The organism is Streptomyces adelaidensis, from assembly GCF_016598475.1.
Classification (GTDB): Bacteria; Actinomycetota; Actinomycetes; order Streptomycetales; family Streptomycetaceae; genus Streptomyces; species Streptomyces adelaidensis.
In genome coordinates, this window is the sequence record NZ_JAEMUX010000049.1 from 17,681 (window position 1) to 34,303 (window position 16,623).

Here is a 16,623-nt window from a genome sequence, read left to right on the forward strand (position 1 = left end):
GCATCAGGGTCGGTAGGGCAGCTGCGGGACGTCGAAACAGGTGGCGTTCATGTCCCCCTGACTGACCCATCCCTTCCCGTCCTGCCAACGGGCCACCGACACACAGGACCTGCGGGTCTTCGGGGGCTCGGCGAGCCGCTCGAAGCGGACGGGGACGAGGAGTCCACCGGCGTCGTAGGGCTCGTCCCGGTTCATGAACCGGTCGACGCACGCCCGCGTGACACCTCTCTCGCTTCCTTCCCGGCTTCCCGCGCACGATCTCGCCGCGTCCGTGAACCACATCGCGGCCGCCCAGCCCTCCAACTGCCACTGGGAGCGCGTCTTCAGAGTCTTCGTCGCGTCCCGGAACTCCCGCACCGCCGGGTGCCCGGTGTCCTCGTAGTCGCGGCTGGACCCGGTGGCCCACAGGGCGTTGCGGCAGCGCGGGGCGTCCCGGTAGTCCTCGGCGACCTCGGAGGTCCAGTTCTGCACATTGGTGACCTTGGCGGTCACCTCGGCGCCGGCCTCGTCCATCGCCTCGCAGAGCCGGGCGTTGCCGTGGCCGTCGATGGCGTCGAAGACCAGGTCGGCGCCCTGCTCCTTGATGTCGGCGGCGGCCGCGCGGAAGTTGGGCAGCGCGAAGTCGACCTGCTCGGTGACCACCTCGTACCCCTCGGCCTTCAGCCCCTGGACGACGAGCCGCGCGTACGCGGCGGACGCCGACTGGTTGTACGAGACCACGGCGGCGGTACGGGCGCCGTGCTCGCGCTTGAAGTAGCGGTAGACCTCGGTGCCGCCGTACTGCTCGCCGTCCCAGCCGGTCGTGCCGTTCCGTGGCGCGAGGCTGCCGTAGACGCTGTACAGGTGCGGATAGGTGTCGTACGCCGGGCCGATGGGCTGGCCGCCGATGTCGGGCACGCGCGCGCGTGCGACCCGGGAGGCGCCCGCGTAGTCGAGGGCGGTGGTGGCGACCAGCGCCACCACCTCGTCATCCTCCACCAGTTTCCGCACGCACTCGTTGTTGCCGACGCCGCTGCCCCCGTCGTCGCACTCCCGCACCTCGACCCGGCGGCCGTCGATGCCGCCGCGCGCGTTGAGCGCCGCGAAGTAGGCCTTGGCCCCGTCGCGCGGCCCGGTGAACGCGGTGCCGCCGACCGGGCTGGTGACACTGGTGATGATGCCGACGCGCAGCGGCTCACGGTTCGGCGGCGTGGTGCCGGCGGTGTCCCGGTGTTCGAAGTCGCTCTCCGGGAGCCGGCTGCCGCAGGCCGTGGCCAGCAGGAGCAGCAGGCCCGCCGCGGCCGACTCAGCAGCCCGGGCCCGGGGTCGCATTGCCGCTCAGCGTGACCAGCCCGCACAGCGTCTTGACGGACACCTTCCAGGTGCCGTCCTGCTCGACGGCCGTGCCCGCCGCGTCGGGCAGGGCGGTGGCGCCCTCCAGGAGCAGGGTGTAGGTCACGTCGGCGCCGGTCGCCGAGGTGAACGCGACCTTCTGGACCTCGGCCTCCACCTGCCCGCCGCGCTCGTCGCCGCTGAAGGCCTTCAGTACCGGACCCATCTCCTCACCGTTCTCCAGAACGGCCTGTTTCTCCTTCGTGGAGGTGGCCGGATCGAAGAACTTCCGCCAGTTCTCCTTGATCTCCTGCTCCGCCGCCGCCTCGTCCGCCGGCCCGGCCGCGCTCGTACTCGGATCGGCCGGCTCGCTGGTCGTCCGCTCCACCGACGGGGTGGGCAGGGGTGTGTCGCCGCCGCCACCGCTGTCGTCGCTGCATGCCGCGAGGGCCGGGGCGAGGAGGAGGACCAAGGTGGCGGCCAGGGCCGTACCCCGTCCCGCCGCTCCTGGGCCGCGGCCCCGCCGTCCGTTCGCCCGCCTGAGGTCGCTCCCGAGAACCATCTGGCTCACCACCGGGTGTCGGTCCGGGCGGTCTACGCCCGGTGCTTTCAGGGTCAGCTTGCAGGGGGCATAGTGCAAGCCATCGGCTGAGATGGACAGACACACGACGTGTGGAGGCCCGGATGCGAACAGTCCGACCGCGGACCACTCACCCCGTCCTCTGGGCCGGCTGGGCCGCGCTCGCCGGTGGCGCCGTGCTGTGCGTCGTCGGCTGGTACGGCATCTCCGGCGAACGCTTCGCCGAGCGGCAGCTCCCCTACCTGGCCTCCTGCACGGTGCCCGGAGCCGCGCTGATCATCGCGGGCGCGGTCCTCCTCGCCCACGGCCAAAACGCCCTGGCCGCCACGCGCGTCGAGGAGTTGTACGGCCTCCTGGTCACCGCCGAGCCCGCCGGCGCCGACGTGTCCGGGCCGGCGGCGGTCGTGCCCCTCGCCACCAGCGGCAAGCTGCTGATGGTGCCCGGCGGCACCCTCTGGCACCGCGCGGACTGCCCGCTGGTGGCCGGCAAGGCGGAGGCGGTGCCGGTGGACTCCCGGGTGCCGGCGAGCGGCGAACTGCGGCCGTGCCCGATCTGCGAGGCGCCCTCCGGGAGTGACGCGGCCGAGCCCACGGAGGGCTGATGGCGTCGTTGACGTACGACCTCACGCTGGCCGGGCTGTCGGTCGGCGGCGCGGCGGCCCTCACCGGGATCGGTCTGATCGTGACGTACCGGGCCACCGGTGTGCTCAACTTCGCGCACGGGGCGATCGCGATGGTGTGCGCGTATCTGCTGCGGCAGTTCACCGTGGAGTGGGACTGGCCCCTCTGGCTCGGCGCCTCGGTGACGCTGCTGGTGGTGGCTCCCGTCATCGGCCTGGTGCTGGAGCGCTTCGTCTTCCGCCCGCTCGCCGTGCTCGGCGGCGACCCGGCGCAGACCCTCGTGGCGTCCATCGGCGTCTTCGTCCTCCTCGTCGGCGGGGCCGCCCTGCTGTGGGGGCAGGGGGCGCGGGCCGACGCGCCGACGCTGGTGTCCGCCGAGCCGTGGGGCCAGTTGGCGGTGGTCCTGGCGGTCGCGGCGGCCGTCGGCGCGGTCACGCGCTTCACGCGCTTCGGCCGCGAACTGCGCGCCGTCGTGGACGACAGGTCCCTCGCCGTCCTCGCAGGCGTCGACGCGGACCGGGTGGCCGCCGCGGGCTGGGCCTTCGGCTCCTTCACTGCGGGCCTGACGGGCGTCCTGCTGGTCCCGTACGTACGCCTCGACCCGTACGGCATGCCGCTCCTGGTGATGGAGGTGGTCGCCGTGGCGGTCGCCGCCCGGATGCGCGGCCTGCCGGTGGCGGTGGTGGTGGCGCTCGGCATCGGGGTCGCCCAGAGCCAGCTGACCCGGCTGCATCCCTCGGGCTGGGCGGAGCCGCTGCTCCGGGCGGTGGGCGCCGACCTCTTCGTCGTGGCCCTGCTCATCGCGGCCCTCGTCCTGCCCGGCGTCGGCACCCGGGACGCCCTGCCGCGCACGGCGACCGCACGGGTGCGCACGCCCGCCGGGGCCTGGATCGTGGCGGCGCTGCTCTTCCTGATCCCACTGGGCTTCGCGGGCCCGGACCTGCATACGGCCGTCCAGGTGCCGGCGCTGGGCGTGGTCCTGCTCTCCCTGGTGGTGGTGACGGGCCGGGGCGGCCAGATCTCCCTCGGACAGGCGGCGTACGCGGGCCTGGGCGCGCTGTTCACCGCGCTCCTGGCGGCCGGCCGCTTCCCCTTCCTGCCCCCGCTCCCCGAACTGACCGCCCTGCTGGTCGCCGTGCTTCTGGTGGCCCCCCTCGGCCTGCTGACCGGCCGGCCCGCCATCAGCCGCCACGGCCTGGCCCTCGCCCTCGCCACCTTCGCGGTGGGCGTCGGCGTCAGCCGCTTCGTCTTCGCCCAGCCGTACGCGACCTCCGGCCTCACCCTCTCCCGCCCTGCCGGTTTCGAGGGGGACCGCGCGTACTACGTCCTGGAGTTGGCCCTCCTGGCCTGCGCGCTCCTGGCCGTCCACGCGCTGCGCCGGGGCCGCACCGGCCGGGCCCTCGCCGCCCTGCGCGACCACGAGTCCGGCGCCTCGGCGGCGGGCGTCCGCGTACCCGCCCTCAAGCTCACGGCCTTCGTGGCGGGCGCCGCGCTCGCTGCCCTCGGCGGCGGCCTCCTCGCCATGGGCGTCCACGCCTTCGACCCCGGCGCCTACGACCCCGTCCGCGGCCTCCTCTGGTTCGCCGCCGTCGTCGTCCTGGGCGCCGACAGCGCCCTGGGCGCCCTCGCGGCGGCCGCCCTGCTCGTAGGCCTCGACGCCGGCACCAAGGGCGGCGTGGCCGCCGCCGTGATCGGCGTCCTGGCCGTACTGGTGGGCCGCTTCCCCGGCGGCCCGTACGAGGCGGCTCGCGCGGCGGCCACCCGGCTGCGGCGGGGGACGACGCCCCGGGGCGAGCTGACGCCGACGGGGGTACGGGCCCGGGAGCGGGTACGGGCGGGGATGTCGGCCGGGGCGGCTCTGCGGCCCGCGGGCGACTCGGGCGGGGCAGCGGCGGCATCCCCCGAGGCGGGCGGCTCGGGGCGGGACGGCGCCCAGGAACAGCCGCCCACCCCGGCCGCCGCGCCCACCCCGAGACCCACCACCACCGGCACCACCCCTCCCCCTCCCCGCGCCCCCTCCCTCGGAGCCCGCCACCTCAGCCTCCGCTACGGCGAGTTCACCGCTCTCGACGGTGTCGACCTCGACGTCCCGCCAGGTCGCGTCAGTGCGGTCGTGGGGCCCAACGGGGCAGGGAAGAGCACCCTGTTCCACTGTCTCGCCGGAACGCTGCGGCCCGGCGGCGGCCGGGTGAGCTTCGGTGAGCGGGACATCACACGACTTCCGGCACATGCGCGCACCCGGCTCGGTATCGCTCGGACGTTCCAACAGCTGGCTGTTTTCCCATCCTTGACGGTCGCCGAAAATGTGCGGGTGGGCGCCGAGCAGGGTCGGGTCACCGATCCCGGGGCGGTGGAGCGGGCCCTACGGCTGCTCGGACTGGACGGGCCGGTGCGGACGTTGCCCGCCGCCGGGCTGGCGACCGGGACGCTGCGGCGGGTCGAGCTGGCGCGGGCGCTGGCCGGCGGCCCCCGGGTGCTGCTGCTGGACGAGCCGGCCGCCGGGCTCGACGCGGGCGAGGTGGCCGCCCTCGCCCGCGTGCTGCGCGCCCTCGCCGACGACGGCACGGCCCTGCTGGTCGTCGAACACGACCTCGACCTCGTCGCAGACCTCGCGGACGTCGTGCACGTGATGGCGGCGGGCCGGATCGTCACCTCCGGCCCCGCCGAACGGATCCTCCGCTCACTCGACCCGGCGGCCGAACGATGACCCACATCTCCCTGCGCCACGCCCGCGTCCGCTACGGCCCCCTGGAGGCCCTGCACGGCCTCACCCTCGCCGCTCCGGGCCCCGGCCTGACCGTCCTGCTGGGCCGCAACGGCTCCGGCCGTACGACCGCGCTGCGGGCCCTCGCCGGCACGGTCCCGCTCTCCGGCGGCGCCGTGGTGTGGGACGGTGCCGACGTGACCCGGGTGCCCGCCTACGAGCGCGCCCGGCGCGGCCTCGTCCTCGTACCGGAGCGGCGGGCCGTCTTCGGCTCGCTCACCGTGCGCGAGAACCTCGAACTCGCCGCGCCGGACGTCTCCTCCGCCCTGGACGCCTATCCACAGCTCGCCCCGCTCCTCCCCCGCCGCGCCGGCACCCTCTCCGGCGGCGAGCAGCGCATGGTCGCCCTCTCCCGGGCCCTGCCGCCCCACGTGCGAGTCGTCCTCGCCGACGAACCCACCCAGGGCATGTCACCGGCGGTCGCGACCCGCACGTACGCACTGCTCGGCGGCCTCGACGCCTGTGTGGTCGTCGCCGAACAGCGCCTGCCACCGGCGCTGCGCGAGACACCGGGCGTGCTCGTGTACGAACTCCGCCGCGGAGCACTGGCGTTCGGCGGCGAGGCGAGGGAACTCGACTGATCCGGCGCGGCACGGGTCCCGGGGCGCGCGGTCAGAGGTCGAGCCGCTGTCCGGGCACGATGAGGTGGGGGTCACCGCCGATGACGGCCTTGTTGGCTGCGTAGACCTGCCGCCAGGTGGTCCCGTTCCGGGTGGCGATACCGCTCAGGGTGTCGCCCTGACGGACGGTGTAGTCGCCGCGGAACGCGCTGCGGTCGGGATGGCTGGAGGCGCGCGAGGGCGTCTTCGACGACGTGCTCGGCGGAGCCGGCTTGGTGGACTTCGTGGATGCCGAGCCGGTGCCGGGCGCGGCGGGCGCGCCGCCGTACGCTCCGGCGCGCGCGGAGCACGTGGGCCACGCTCCCCAGCCCTGGGCGCGCTGGACCTTCGTGGCGATCGCGATCTGCTGGGACTTGGAGGCCTTGTCCGCGGTGGCCGCGTACGCCGTGCCGCCGTAGGCCCGCCAGGTGGAGGGGGCGAACTGGAGGCCGCCGTAGTAGCCGTTGCCGGTGTTGATGTGCCAGTTGCCGCCGCTCTCGCACTTGGCGATGCGGTCCCACACTCCGCTGTCGGCCGCCGCGGCGTCGCCGGCGGCGGTCAGCAGTCCGAGCGGGGCGAGCAGTGCCGCCCCGGCGAGGACCGCCGTCGTCCGCGCCCTGCGGAGGTCACGCGCCTTGGCGGCGTTCTGCGTCTTGCGAGTGTTCTCGCGTGTGTTGTCGGCACATGCGGACATGTAGTTCCCTCTCGAAGGACTCGGGGTCCCCCAAGGCGGGGCGCGCCGCGCGTCGCACAGGACGCGGTGGCGCGCTCAGCCCCGTCCGCCGGCGGTGGTGTTGCTGTGAGCTGGCTGCGGTGCGGCCGGCGGACGTACCCGAGCGGTGCTCGTTGCACACGGCGGGGAATGTATGGAGGTTGACGCGCTGTCAGCAACCGATGGCTTGTCATGCGAGGCCAGTTCGCCGTTACCGCGAGTAGCGGCCAATTCAGGCCACCCACTTCATTCCCTGATTTCAGGATTTGTCGACCAGACCCCTCGATGATCTGTGACCCACTTCACCCGGCCAACTTCCTGGCTACGCAGAGAAGTTGGCGCGGAGTAACCGATTCCGCCGGTGAATTCACCCTGCGCGTCGGATGGTTCGATTCCGTTCGTCCTCGGGCGTGACTCCGGCCACAGATCGCCCGTTGTCTCCTTCATGAGCCGGAACCTCCGCGCTCATGGGCCGGGCTCCACCCGGCACCGACCCGCACCGCATCCCGAGGAGCCACCGTGCCGCGCATGCTCGACGTCAGCGACGAGGTACGCGCCGAGATCGGCGACGAAGAAGCCGACCGGCTGCTCGCCGGCGAGAACGCCCCCGGCGGCTACGACTGCACGTCGTGCCGCACCCCCGGCGACTCCGAGCAGGAGCGCACCAGCACCGTCCTCTTCGTCGGCGACGAGACAGCCGTTCTCGCCTTCGCCCACGCCACCTGTCTGCCCTCCCAGGTCGTCCAGGTCACCGAGGAACAGTTGCAGGGCGCCGCCCGTTCCATCGCCGGGGACAGCCCGGTCCAGGCCGCGCCCGAGCAGGCCGTGCTCGGCGTCACCAGCGGACTGATCCTGCTCAGCGGCGAGTTGCACCCGGCGCTGGTGGTGGAACCGACCGCCCCCATCGCGCGCCCGGGCACGACCGGCGCGGGCGACGACTTCCTGCCCCTGCTCATCGAGCAGGGCTTCATGCCGCTCCCCCAGATCGACTCCGTACCGCCCGTACTGCACGGCTGGTCCATCCTGCTCGCGATGGGCCAGCTGCACGCCATCCTGCAGCCGGGAACCACCGGTGGTTCGCCGGTCGCGTGGTGGCAGGCGCACCAGGCCCTCCAGGTCGCCGACGCCTGGCGGGCGGCCGCGAACAAGCATCAGCAGGTGCTGATGTTCGCGGCGCCGGTCGGGTCGATCGGACGGCAGCCGCGGGAGGATCTGCTGCGGGACGCGCTCGACAAGGCGGCGGCCAACGGGAAGTTGGTGGCGGCCACGCTGCCGCTCGCCGGGACCTGAGCGCTCCGCCCTGCGGGCCGTCCCTCGGAAGCGGAGCCCGACCGGAGGCTGAATGGTGGAGTCGGCGCATCTCTTCCGCAGCGGGGTCGTTGGCACAGACGTGCACGCATACGACGTTCCCCGCCGCCAGCCCTACCAGTCGATCCCATCCATGCGGCCGACCCAGGATCCCTCGGGCGACCCCTCGGCCACACCGATCTACGACATGCTCTACGCGGAGTGGGTCAGAACCTATCGGACCCTGCCGGGCGACCGGCACGGTGAGGAGGAGATGGGGTTCACGGGCTTCGGGAGCCTCACGCACGGCTCCGGCGGCCAGCGCGGGTCGGGGTCGTACAGCTCCGGCTCGTACGGCGCCCGGCACGCGGCGGGACACCTCGCCACCCAGCGTGAGACGCACCCCGGTCACACGGCCTCGACGACCAGCGTCTGGCAGGCGGTCGGACGCATCCCCACCGGGCAGACGGGGATGCACCACATCCCGTCGCCCCTGCCGCCCAACCCGCGCCGAGGCCTCTGACGACGAAGAGACTCGAAGCGGCGCGCAGGGACACATGAGGAGGGCGGCTCCCCAAGGTCGACAGACCTTGGGGAGCCGCCCTCCTCATTCACGTCGTGCTGCAGGCGCAGGTCTACTTCTTGCGGCCGCGCTTCTCGCGCACCCGCACCGAGATGTGGATCGGGGTGCCCTCGAAGCCGAACTCCTCGCGCAGGCGGCGCTCGATGAAGCGGCGGTAGCCCGCCTCGATGAAGCCGGAGGCGAAGAGGACGAAGCGCGGCGGCTTGGTGCCGGCCTGGGTGCCGAAGAGGATGCGCGGCTGCTTGCCGCCCCGGATCGGGTGCGGGTGGGCGGAGACCAGCTCGCCGAGGAAGGCGTTCAGGCGGCCCGTCGGGACGCGGGTCTCCCATCCGGCGAGGGCCGTCTCGATCGCGGGGACCAGCTTCTCCATGTGCCGGCCGGTGCGCGCCGAGACATTGACCCGGGGCGCCCAGGCGACCTGGCCGAACTCGGTCTCGATCTCCCGCTCCAGGTAGTAGCGGCGCTCCTCGTCGAGGGTGTCCCACTTGTTGTACGCGATGACCAGCGCGCGGCCCGCGTCGACGGCCATCGTCACGATGCGCTGGTCCTGCACCGAGATGGACTCGGAGGCGTCGATCAGGATGACCGCGACCTCGGCCTTCTCGACGGCGGCGGCGGTGCGCAGCGAGGCGTAGTAGTCGGCGCCCTGCTGGAGGTGGACGCGCTTGCGGATGCCGGCCGTGTCGACGAACTTCCAGGTCACGCCGCCGAGTTCGATCAGCTCGTCGACCGGGTCGCGGGTGGTGCCGGCGACCTCGTTGACGACGACGCGGTCCTCGTTCGCCACCTTGTTGAGGAGGGAGGACTTGCCGACGTTCGGGCGGCCGATGAGGGCGATGCGGCGCGGGCCGCCGACCCCGGTGCCGAAGGTCTGCGCGGGCGCCTCGGGCAGCGCCTCCAGGACGGCGTCCAGCATGTCGCCGGTGCCGCGGCCGTGCAGCGAGGAGACGGGGTGCGGCTCGCCGAGCCCGAGGGCCCACAGGGCCGTGGCGTCGGCCTCGCCGCTCGGTCCGTCGACCTTGTTGGCGCACAGCACCACGGGCTTGCCGGCCTTGCGGAGCAGGCGTACGACGGCCTCGTCGGTGTCGGTGGCGCCGACCTTGGCGTCGACGACGAAGACGACCGCGTCGGCGGCCTCGATGGCGTACTCGGCCTGGGCGGCGACGGAGGCGTCGATGCCGAGGACGTCCTGCTCCCAGCCGCCGGTGTCGACGAGCTTGAAGCGGCGGCCCGCCCACTCGGCCTCGTAGGTGACGCGGTCACGGGTGACGCCGGGCTTGTCCTCGACGACGGCCTCGCGGCGGCCGATGATGCGGTTCACGAGTGTCGACTTGCCGACGTTCGGGCGGCCGACGACGGCGAGGACGGGCAGCGGGCCGTGGCCCGCCTCCTCGATCGCGCCCTCGACGGCTTCGAGGTCGAATCCCTCCTCCGCGGCGAGCTCCATGAACTCCGCGTACTCGGCGTCGCCGAGCGCCCCGTGATCGTGCTCGAAGCCGTCCGAGCCGTCGGGCTGGGTGTGGTCGTTCATGAAGTCCGTACCTCGTAGTTCATTCGTGGTGATCGGTGGAGCATCCGTTTTGTTGAGGTTGATCCACTACTTGGTTATTCAGTGTCGCTCAGCGCCCGGTCAGGCGCCTGGCGTTTTCCAGGTGGGCGGCCAGCTGTTTCTGGATGCGTTCGGTCGCCTCGTCCAGCGCCTTGCGGGTGCGCCGTCCGCTGCCGTCACCCGCCTCGAACGGGTCGCCGAAGACGACGTCGACGCGGGAGCGCAGCGGGGGCAGCCCCTTCAACAACCGTCCGCGCCGCTCGGAGCTTCCCAGCACGGCGACGGGCACGATCTGCGCCCCGCCGCGCACCGCGAAATAGGCGAGCCCGGCACGCAGCGCGGCGAAATCACCCTCGCCCCGGGTGCCCTCGGGGAAGATCCCGAGCACGCCGCCGTTCTCCAGGACGCCCAGCGCCCGGGTGATCGCCGTGCGGTCGGTGGTGTCACGGTCGACCCGGATCTGACCGACGCGGTTCATGAACGAGCCGAGTGGACCGATGAACGCCTCTTTCTTGACCAGGAAGTGCGACGTCCGGGGTGCCACACCGATGACCATCGGGCCGTCGATGACATGGGAGTGGTTGACGGCGAAGATCACCGGGCCGGTCGCGGGGACCTTCCAGGCGCCCAGGACACGCGGCTTCCACAGCCCGTACATCAGTCCGACGCCAATACGCCGACCGACCTCGGCACCCCGCAGCGTAGGGGCCTGGACCGAGGAAGTCCGGGCCGACGGAGTCCGGGCCGAGGGGGCCCGGCCCGCCGAAGCATCGTCGCTGGTGCTCACTTCCCCGCCCGCTTCTCCTCGACGAGGGTGACGACGCACTCGATGACCTGCTGGAGCGTGAGGTCCGAGGTGTCCACCTCGACCGCGTCGTCCGCCTTGGCGAGCGGCGAGGTCTTCCGGCTGGAGTCGGCCGCGTCCCGCTTGAGCAGGGCCTCACGGGTCGCCTGGACGTCGGAGCCCTTCAGCTCACCGCTGCGGCGGGCGGCGCGGGCCTCCGGGGAGGCGGTGAGGAAGATCTTCAGGTCGGCGTCCGGCAGCACGGTCGTACCGATGTCACGGCCCTCCACCACGATGCCGTGCTCCGCGTCGGCGGCGATGGAGCGCTGCAGCTCGGTGATCCGGGCACGCACCTCGGGCACCGCGCTGACCGCGCTGACCTTGGAGGTGACCTCCTGGGTGCGGATCGGACCGGCCACGTCCGTACCGTCGACCGTGATGGCCGGCGCGGACGGGTCGGTGCCGGAGACGATGTCCGGCTTCCCGGCGACGGCGGCGATCGCCGACGGGTCCTCTATGTCGATGCCGTTGGTGACCATCCACCATGTGATCGCCCGGTACTGGGCTCCCGTGTCCAGATAGCTCAGCCCGAGCTGCGCGGCCACGGCCTTCGAGGTGCTCGACTTGCCCGTGCCGGAGGGGCCGTCGATGGCAACGATCACTGTGGCGCGTTCCACTGGGGAGCACCTTTCCTGGTCCGAGGTGGCGGGGGCTGGACGGAAAGCGCCCCGGACAAGGGTACTGGCTGCCCGTACCCCATCCGGCCGCGCGCCCGGCCCGTCCGGCGTTCGAGGACGAGGCCGTCCAGGCCGACAGCGGGGGCCTGGGGGCGCAGCCCCCAGGAACGGGACGGGACGGGCACGGGCGGCGGGGACGAAAACCCCCACCCGGCCCCGCGCCGACACCATGCCACTACTGCCGGATCGCCCATCCCCGCTCACGCAACGCCCCCGTCAACACCGGCGCCGCCTTCGGCTCCACCATCAACTGCACCAGCCCCGCCTGCTGCCCCGTCGCATGCTCGATACGCACGTCCTCGATATTGACGCCCGCCATCCCCGCATCGGCGAAGATCCGGGCCAGCTGACCGGGCTGGTCGTCGATCAGCACGGCCACGACCTCGTAGACCAGCGGAGCGGTCCCGTGCTTGCCGGGAACCCGGACCTGCCCGGCATTGCCCCGGCGCAGGACGTCCTCGATACCGCCGGCACCCTCGCGGCGCTTGGCCTCGTCGGAGGCCTGAAGGGCGCGCAGCGCCTGGACCGTCTCGTCGAGGTCGGCGGAGACGTCCGCGAGCAGATCGGCGACCGGCCCGGGGTTGGCGGAGAGGATGTCGATCCACATACGGGGGTCGGAGGCCGCGATCCGGGTCACGTCCCGGATGCCCTGCCCGCACAGCCGTACGGCCGTCTCATCGGCGTGCTCCAGCCGTGCGGCGACCAGGCTGGAGACGAGGTGCGGCATGTGCGAGACCAAAGCCACGGCCCGGTCGTGGGCGTCCGCGTCCATGACCACCGGCACGGCCCGGCAGTGCGAGACCAGCTCCAGCGCGAGGTTCAGGACCTCGGTGTCGGTGTCCCGGGTCGGGGTCAGTACCCAGGGCCGGCCCTCGAAGAGGTCGCCCGTGGCAGCCAGCGGGCCGGATTTCTCCCGGCCCGACATGGGGTGCGTGCCGATGTACTGCGACATCACGGCGGGGTCGAGGCCCAGCGCCTCCAGCTCGCGGTGCGGGCCGCCCTTGACGGAGGCCACGTCGAGGTAGCCGCGCGCGAGCCCCCGCCGCATGGCGTCGGCGAGGGTCGCGGCCACATGGGCGGGCGGGGCCGCGACGATCGCGAGGTCCACCGGGCCGTCGGGCACCTCGTCGGTACCGGCGCCGAGCGCGGCCGCCGTACGGGCCTGCGCCGCGTCGTGGTCGGCGAGGTGGACGGTCACACCGCGCTGGGCGAGGGCGAGGGCGGCGGAGGTGCCGATCAGGCCGGTGCCGATGACGAGTGCGGTTCTCACTGGGCGATGTCCTTGCGGAGGGCGGCCGCGGTGCCCAGGTAGACGTGCGCGATCTCGGCGCGGGGCCGGTCGGACTCGATGTGCGCGAGGATCCGTACGACCCGGGGCATGGCGCCCGCGATGTCGAGCTCCTGTGCGCAGATCAGGGGTACGTCGACGATGCCGAGCTTGCGGGCCGCGGCGGCCGGGAAGTCGCTGTGCAGGTCGGGGGTGGCCGTGAACCAGATGCTGATCAGGTCGTCGGGCGTGAGGTCGTTGCGCTCCAGGACCGCGGTGAGCAGCTCGCCGACCTGCTCGTCCATGTGCCCCGCCTCGTCCCGCTCCAGTTGGACGGCGCCCCGGACCGCTCGTACCGCCACGGCTCTGCTCCTCGCTGATGTACATCCCGGCTCTGTTGTACTTCCAGGGTAGTGAGCCCGCGTCGGGCGGGCGCACGGCGCCCGCCTGCCGAGACGCCCGCACCGGCGAGCGTCCCCGGTGGTGGATCTCGGCCGCAGACCCTGACAATGTCCCGCGAACGTCACTGTCACGTCACTTGGGGTGAAACACCTCCGTGCGCCTCTGGACGCCGCCCCGCGCGTCCGCTTGCATGGGGGAGGCCGTCCGCGCCACGCCTCGGGGGAGGCTCGTATGAAGCGCTCCGGACCACTTCTCACACTTCTCGGCGGGCTCTTGCTGGCCCTGTTCATGCTGTCGCTCAACGCGACGACAGGGAGTCGCGCCACATCGTCGTCCACCACGTACGACCCACCGTCCGCCCCTGCCCCGGCCTCACCGAGCCCGTCGCCGACGAAGGTCTCGCCATCGCCGGATCCGTCGCCGAGCCCGAAACCCACGCCGCCGGCCGACGCCGACTACGCGGGCCGTACCGACGACGGCTCCTCGGCGATCGCCGTCACCCTGCGCGACGGCAGGGCGGTCGCGTACTTCTGCGACGGCCGGGACAAGGAGTCGTGGCTCAAGGGCGACGTCGAGGACGACGGCGGCATGAAGCTGACGAGCAAGGACGGCGCCGAACTGAACGGCACGGTCAAGGGCGGGAGCGTCCGCGGCACCGTGGACATCGGCGGTCGGGAGTACGGCTTCACCGCGGACCGCACGATCAAGCCGTCGGGGCTGTACCGCGCGACCGCCAATGTGCGCGGCGCCGAGGTCGACGGCGGCTGGATCGTGCTGCCGGACGGCGGCCAGGTCGGCATCCTCAAGCGCGACGGCAAGCCCGAGGCGGCGCCTCGGATCGACCCGGAGACCGGCGAGGTGACGGTCGACGGCGTGCGACTCACGGCCCGCCCGGTCACCCCGTGACACCGGCAGGGAGCAGCTCATGACCGTCGACCCGAACGCCGCCACCCAGGGCTTCCCGTCCCCGCATCCCGTCCCCGCCCGCGGCCCCGGCGCGACCCGTTATCTGGTCCCGGCCCTCGTGGCGTGCGCGGTGGCGGTCGGACTCGGCGTCTACGGCAAGGCGCACGACCCGGCGGGTACCGCGTTCAACCTCGCGGGTTTCAGCAGCACGGGCGCGGTGAAGTCGTGGCTGGCCACGGCGTCGTTCGGCTTCGCGCTCGTCCAGCTGGTGTCCGCGCTGATGGTGTACGGGAAGCTGCCGGGCCCCAGCTGGTCGGCGGTGCTGCACCGCTGGTCGGGGCGGGCGGCGTTCCTGATCGCGGTGCCGGTGGCGGTGCACTGCCTGTACGCGCTCGGCTTCCAGACGTACGAACCGCGCGTTCTGTGGCACTCTGTCCTGGGTTGTTTCTTCTTCGGTGTTTTCAGTGCGAAAATGCTGTTGCTCCGCTCGGAGCGACTTCCCGGCTGGCTCCTGCCGATCGTCGGCGGCCTCGTCTTCGCCGCTCTCACGGTCGTCTGGCTGACCTCCGCCCTCTGGTTCTTCCGCACGTTCGGAGTGACGACATGACGATGGGTTCGACGCGGCGCACGGTCCTGGCGACCGGCGCGGCGGGCACGGCGGCGCTGCTCGTGGGATGCGGCGAGTACGGCGGCGACAGCGACAGCGGCAGCGGCAGCGACAGCGACACCGTGGAGGAGGCCTCTCCCGGGGACACCGGCACGGGCGGCGGCGAGGAGCTGGCCAGGACGGCCGACATCCCGGTGGGCGGCGGCAAGATCTTCAAGGATCAGAAGGTCGTCGTGACCCAGCCCGAGGAGGGCGACTTCAAGGCCTTCTCGGCGGTCTGCACACACCAGGGCTGCATCGTCGCAAGCGTCTCGGACAAGACGATCAACTGCGCGTGCCACGGCAGCAAGTTCGAGATCGCGGACGGTGCGGTGGCGAACGGTCCGGCCACCAGGCCGCTGCCCGCCGAGGAGATCACGGTCTCGGGAAATTCGATTCAGCTGGCCTGAGCCACCCCGTACGCTCCCGGGCATGCAGCCCCCGCATCCGCACGCCCTGGTCCGCGACCACACGATCTACGCCTGTGTGATGGGTTCGCGCGCCTTCGGTCTCGCGACGGACGACAGCGACACGGACCGGCGGGGTGTCTTCCTGGCCCCGACCGCGCTGTTCTGGCGCTTCGAGAAGCCGCCGACGCATGTGGAGGGGCCGGCGGAGGAGCAGTTCGGCTGGGAACTGGAGCGCTTCTGCGGTCTGGCCCTGCGCGCCAACCCCAACATCCTGGAGTGCCTGCACTCCCCCTTGGTGGAGCACCTCGACGCCACCGGCCGTGAACTGCTCGCCCTGCGCGGGGCGTTCCTGTCCCGCCAGACCCAGGAGACGTTCGCCCGCTACGCCCTCGGCCAGCGCAAGAAGCTGGACGCGGACATCCGCACGCACGGCGCCCCCCGCTGGAAGCACGCCATGCACCTGCTCCGTCTGCTGATGAGCTGCCGGGACCTGCTGCGCACGGGCGCGCTCACCATCGACGTGGGCGACCAGCGCGAGCCTCTGCTGGCGGTGAGGCGCGGCGAGGTCCCGTGGCCCCGGGTCGAGTCCTGGATGACCCGTCTGGCGGCGGAGACCGAGAAGGCCGCGGCCCGCAGCCCGCTGCCGGCGGAGCCGGACCGGGCCCGCGTCGAGGACTTCCTCGTCCGTACCCGGCGCGCGTCAGCCCTGGGGCCCGTCGAGGCGGACGCGGACCACGAAGTCGTGCAGGGCGTCGTAGGCGGCCGGGTTCTCCGGCAGCACTGACAGGGCCTGCTCCTCGTCCAGCACCCGCTGCAGCCGCTCCACGTCCTGCGCGACGCGCTCCTGGTCGACCTCGGCCTTGCCGTGCTCCTGGGCGGCCTTCGCCGCGACCAGGTCCGGCAGATACGTGGGGGCCTCGTCGATCTCCGGCAGCAGGGTGGGCAGATGGGCCCGCACCTCGCCACTGCGCATCAGGTGGATGCCGGTGAGCAGCACCCGGAACGTGTAGAGCAGCGGCTTGAGTTCACCGGTCTTCTCGAAGAGCCGCCACTGGGTGGTCGCGAACCCGCGGTAGTGGTGGGCGTGGTGCCGGGTCAGGACACCGGGGGCGAGCGCGATCAGTTCGCGGTGCGCGTCGCTCGTGTGCACGACGAGCGGGGAGAGCAGCTGCTCCAGCACATAGCCGTTGCGGCGCAGCATCAGCCGGGCGAACTTGCGCACGTCGTGCGTGACGAGGTCCATTTCGACGCCGCCTTGGTCCCACATCCTCGACCGGGTCTCCTCCGGCTCGCCCAGCCCGACCAGTTCGGCCGTGGGCAGCAGGTGCACACCGCGCAGGTCGACGTCCGAGTCGCGTGAGGGGAAGCCGTACAGATGGGCTCCGGAGACGGTGGCGAACAGCAGCGGGTCGGGCTGTTCCGCCACCACCGGGGCCAGGTCGATATCGAGGGCGTCGGTCATCCC

General features: G+C 72.7%; 18 protein-coding genes. 9 read left to right on the top strand and 9 right to left on the bottom strand.

The features are described from left to right. Positions 1–3 precede the first annotated feature (3 nt). Together I8N67_RS25660 and I8N67_RS25665 are read right to left on the bottom strand one after the other, a co-directional pair. Positions 4–1,311: an ABC transporter substrate-binding protein gene (locus tag I8N67_RS25660; RefSeq protein WP_200305978.1), complete on the bottom strand. Its 1,308-nt coding sequence runs from the start codon at positions 1,309–1,311 to the stop codon at positions 4–6. Continuing rightward, positions 1,286–1,873, bottom strand: a complete 588-nt coding sequence (locus I8N67_RS25665) for an MTB12 C-terminal domain-containing protein (RefSeq protein WP_200305980.1) — start codon at positions 1,871–1,873, stop codon at positions 1,286–1,288. The genes I8N67_RS25660 and I8N67_RS25665 overlap by 26 nt, the downstream gene beginning before the upstream one ends. A 122-nt stretch (positions 1,874–1,995) precedes the next feature. On the opposite strand from I8N67_RS25665, the gene I8N67_RS25670 reads away from it, so the two are divergent. The 3 genes from I8N67_RS25670 to I8N67_RS25680 are packed head-to-tail and all read left to right on the top strand — an operon-like array spanning position 1,996 to position 5,857. Next, positions 1,996–2,493: a hypothetical protein gene (locus I8N67_RS25670; protein ID WP_200305982.1), complete on the top strand. Its 498-nt coding sequence runs from the start codon at positions 1,996–1,998 to the stop codon at positions 2,491–2,493. Further along, the gene (locus I8N67_RS25675; RefSeq protein ID WP_200305984.1) at positions 2,493–5,219 is read left to right on the top strand and encodes an ABC transporter permease subunit; all 2,727 of its coding nucleotides are present in this window, start codon (positions 2,493–2,495) and stop codon (positions 5,217–5,219) included. The genes I8N67_RS25670 and I8N67_RS25675 overlap by 1 nt, the downstream gene beginning before the upstream one ends. Further along, positions 5,216–5,857 (top strand): ATP-binding cassette domain-containing protein, encoded by a 642-nt coding sequence (locus I8N67_RS25680; protein WP_200305986.1) that lies wholly within the window; start codon positions 5,216–5,218, stop codon positions 5,855–5,857. Before I8N67_RS25675 ends, I8N67_RS25680 begins: the two co-directional genes overlap by 4 nt. A 31-nt stretch (positions 5,858–5,888) precedes the next feature. Here the strand turns inward: I8N67_RS25680 and I8N67_RS25685 are convergent, their stop codons facing one another. Beyond that, positions 5,889–6,569: a LysM peptidoglycan-binding domain-containing protein gene (locus tag I8N67_RS25685; protein ID WP_200305988.1), complete on the bottom strand. Its 681-nt coding sequence runs from the start codon at positions 6,567–6,569 to the stop codon at positions 5,889–5,891. Positions 6,570–7,106: 537 nt separating this feature from the next. Between I8N67_RS25685 and I8N67_RS25690 the strand changes: the two genes are divergently transcribed. Both I8N67_RS25690 and I8N67_RS25695 read left to right on the top strand, forming a co-directional pair. Next, positions 7,107–7,877: a DUF8842 C-terminal domain-containing protein gene (locus I8N67_RS25690; protein WP_200305989.1), complete on the top strand. Its 771-nt coding sequence runs from the start codon at positions 7,107–7,109 to the stop codon at positions 7,875–7,877. 151 nt (positions 7,878–8,028) lie between these two features. Continuing rightward, positions 8,029–8,397, top strand: coding sequence for a hypothetical protein (locus I8N67_RS25695; RefSeq protein ID WP_200305991.1), 369 nt, complete (start codon positions 8,029–8,031; stop codon positions 8,395–8,397). A 112-nt stretch (positions 8,398–8,509) separates the two neighbouring features. Here I8N67_RS25695 and der read toward each other — a convergent pair whose 3' ends face one another. The 5 genes from der to aroH all read right to left on the bottom strand — a co-directional run bounded on the left by der (position 8,510) and on the right by aroH (position 13,156). Continuing rightward, the gene (gene der, locus I8N67_RS25700) at positions 8,510–9,988 is read right to left on the bottom strand and encodes a ribosome biogenesis GTPase Der (protein WP_200305993.1); all 1,479 of its coding nucleotides are present in this window, start codon (positions 9,986–9,988) and stop codon (positions 8,510–8,512) included. Between the two features lie 88 nt (positions 9,989–10,076). Next, positions 10,077–10,664 (bottom strand): lysophospholipid acyltransferase family protein, encoded by a 588-nt coding sequence (locus I8N67_RS25705; RefSeq protein WP_234046281.1) that lies wholly within the window; start codon positions 10,662–10,664, stop codon positions 10,077–10,079. Between the two features lie 125 nt (positions 10,665–10,789). Beyond that, positions 10,790–11,467: a (d)CMP kinase gene (cmk, locus tag I8N67_RS25710; protein WP_200305997.1), complete on the bottom strand. Its 678-nt coding sequence runs from the start codon at positions 11,465–11,467 to the stop codon at positions 10,790–10,792. Between the two features lie 235 nt (positions 11,468–11,702). Beyond that, a complete protein-coding gene (locus I8N67_RS25715; protein WP_200305999.1) occupies positions 11,703–12,797 on the bottom strand; it encodes a prephenate dehydrogenase in 1,095 nt (364 codons plus the stop codon). After that, positions 12,794–13,156: a chorismate mutase gene (gene aroH, locus I8N67_RS25720; protein WP_200306001.1), complete on the bottom strand. Its 363-nt coding sequence runs from the start codon at positions 13,154–13,156 to the stop codon at positions 12,794–12,796. Before aroH ends, I8N67_RS25715 begins: the two co-directional genes overlap by 4 nt. A gap of 271 nt (positions 13,157–13,427) precedes the next feature. Between aroH and I8N67_RS25725 the strand changes: the two genes are divergently transcribed. The 4 genes from I8N67_RS25725 to I8N67_RS25740 are packed head-to-tail and all read left to right on the top strand — an operon-like array spanning position 13,428 to position 15,942. Beyond that, the gene (locus I8N67_RS25725; RefSeq protein ID WP_200306003.1) at positions 13,428–14,102 is read left to right on the top strand and encodes a hypothetical protein; all 675 of its coding nucleotides are present in this window, start codon (positions 13,428–13,430) and stop codon (positions 14,100–14,102) included. A 19-nt stretch (positions 14,103–14,121) separates the two neighbouring features. Continuing rightward, positions 14,122–14,709, top strand: coding sequence for a DUF6529 family protein (locus tag I8N67_RS25730; protein ID WP_200306005.1), 588 nt, complete (start codon positions 14,122–14,124; stop codon positions 14,707–14,709). Continuing rightward, positions 14,706–15,158 carry a Rieske (2Fe-2S) protein gene (locus I8N67_RS25735; protein ID WP_200306007.1) on the top strand — a complete coding sequence of 151 codons (453 nt, stop codon included), beginning with the start codon at positions 14,706–14,708 and terminating at the stop codon, positions 15,156–15,158. The genes I8N67_RS25730 and I8N67_RS25735 overlap by 4 nt, the downstream gene beginning before the upstream one ends. A 22-nt stretch (positions 15,159–15,180) precedes the next feature. Continuing rightward, positions 15,181–15,942 (top strand): nucleotidyltransferase domain-containing protein, encoded by a 762-nt coding sequence (locus I8N67_RS25740; protein WP_200306009.1) that lies wholly within the window; start codon positions 15,181–15,183, stop codon positions 15,940–15,942. Here I8N67_RS25740 and I8N67_RS25745 read toward each other — a convergent pair. After that, positions 15,859–16,620, bottom strand: coding sequence for a nucleotidyltransferase domain-containing protein (locus tag I8N67_RS25745; RefSeq protein ID WP_200306011.1), 762 nt, complete (start codon positions 16,618–16,620; stop codon positions 15,859–15,861). The two genes, I8N67_RS25740 and I8N67_RS25745, sit on opposite strands and share 84 nt — an antisense overlap. Positions 16,621–16,623: the final 3 nt, after the last annotated feature.

What these genes read in the sequence shown, in the direction of transcription:
- I8N67_RS25660 (WP_200305978.1), bottom strand. Translation starts at nt 1,311, where the DNA reads ATGCGACCCCGGGCCCGGGCTGCTGAGTCGGCCGCGGCGGGCCTGCTG.
- I8N67_RS25665 (WP_200305980.1), bottom strand. Translation starts at nt 1,873, where the DNA reads ATGGTTCTCGGGAGCGACCTCAGGCGGGCGAACGGACGGCGGGGCCGC.
- I8N67_RS25670 (WP_200305982.1), top strand. Translation starts at nt 1,996, where the DNA reads ATGCGAACAGTCCGACCGCGGACCACTCACCCCGTCCTCTGGGCCGGC.
- I8N67_RS25675 (WP_200305984.1), top strand. Translation starts at nt 2,493, where the DNA reads ATGGCGTCGTTGACGTACGACCTCACGCTGGCCGGGCTGTCGGTCGGC.
- I8N67_RS25680 (WP_200305986.1), top strand. Translation starts at nt 5,216, where the DNA reads ATGACCCACATCTCCCTGCGCCACGCCCGCGTCCGCTACGGCCCCCTG.
- I8N67_RS25685 (WP_200305988.1), bottom strand. Translation starts at nt 6,569, where the DNA reads ATGTCCGCATGTGCCGACAACACACGCGAGAACACTCGCAAGACGCAG.
- I8N67_RS25695 (WP_200305991.1), top strand. Translation starts at nt 8,029, where the DNA reads ATGCGGCCGACCCAGGATCCCTCGGGCGACCCCTCGGCCACACCGATC.
- der (WP_200305993.1), bottom strand. Translation starts at nt 9,988, where the DNA reads ATGAACGACCACACCCAGCCCGACGGCTCGGACGGCTTCGAGCACGAT.
- I8N67_RS25705 (WP_234046281.1), bottom strand. Translation starts at nt 10,664, where the DNA reads ATGTACGGGCTGTGGAAGCCGCGTGTCCTGGGCGCCTGGAAGGTCCCC.
- I8N67_RS25725 (WP_200306003.1), top strand. Translation starts at nt 13,428, where the DNA reads ATGAAGCGCTCCGGACCACTTCTCACACTTCTCGGCGGGCTCTTGCTG.
- I8N67_RS25730 (WP_200306005.1), top strand. Translation starts at nt 14,122, where the DNA reads ATGACCGTCGACCCGAACGCCGCCACCCAGGGCTTCCCGTCCCCGCAT.
- I8N67_RS25735 (WP_200306007.1), top strand. Translation starts at nt 14,706, where the DNA reads ATGACGATGGGTTCGACGCGGCGCACGGTCCTGGCGACCGGCGCGGCG.
- I8N67_RS25740 (WP_200306009.1), top strand. Translation starts at nt 15,181, where the DNA reads ATGCAGCCCCCGCATCCGCACGCCCTGGTCCGCGACCACACGATCTAC.
- I8N67_RS25745 (WP_200306011.1), bottom strand. Translation starts at nt 16,620, where the DNA reads ATGACCGACGCCCTCGATATCGACCTGGCCCCGGTGGTGGCGGAACAG.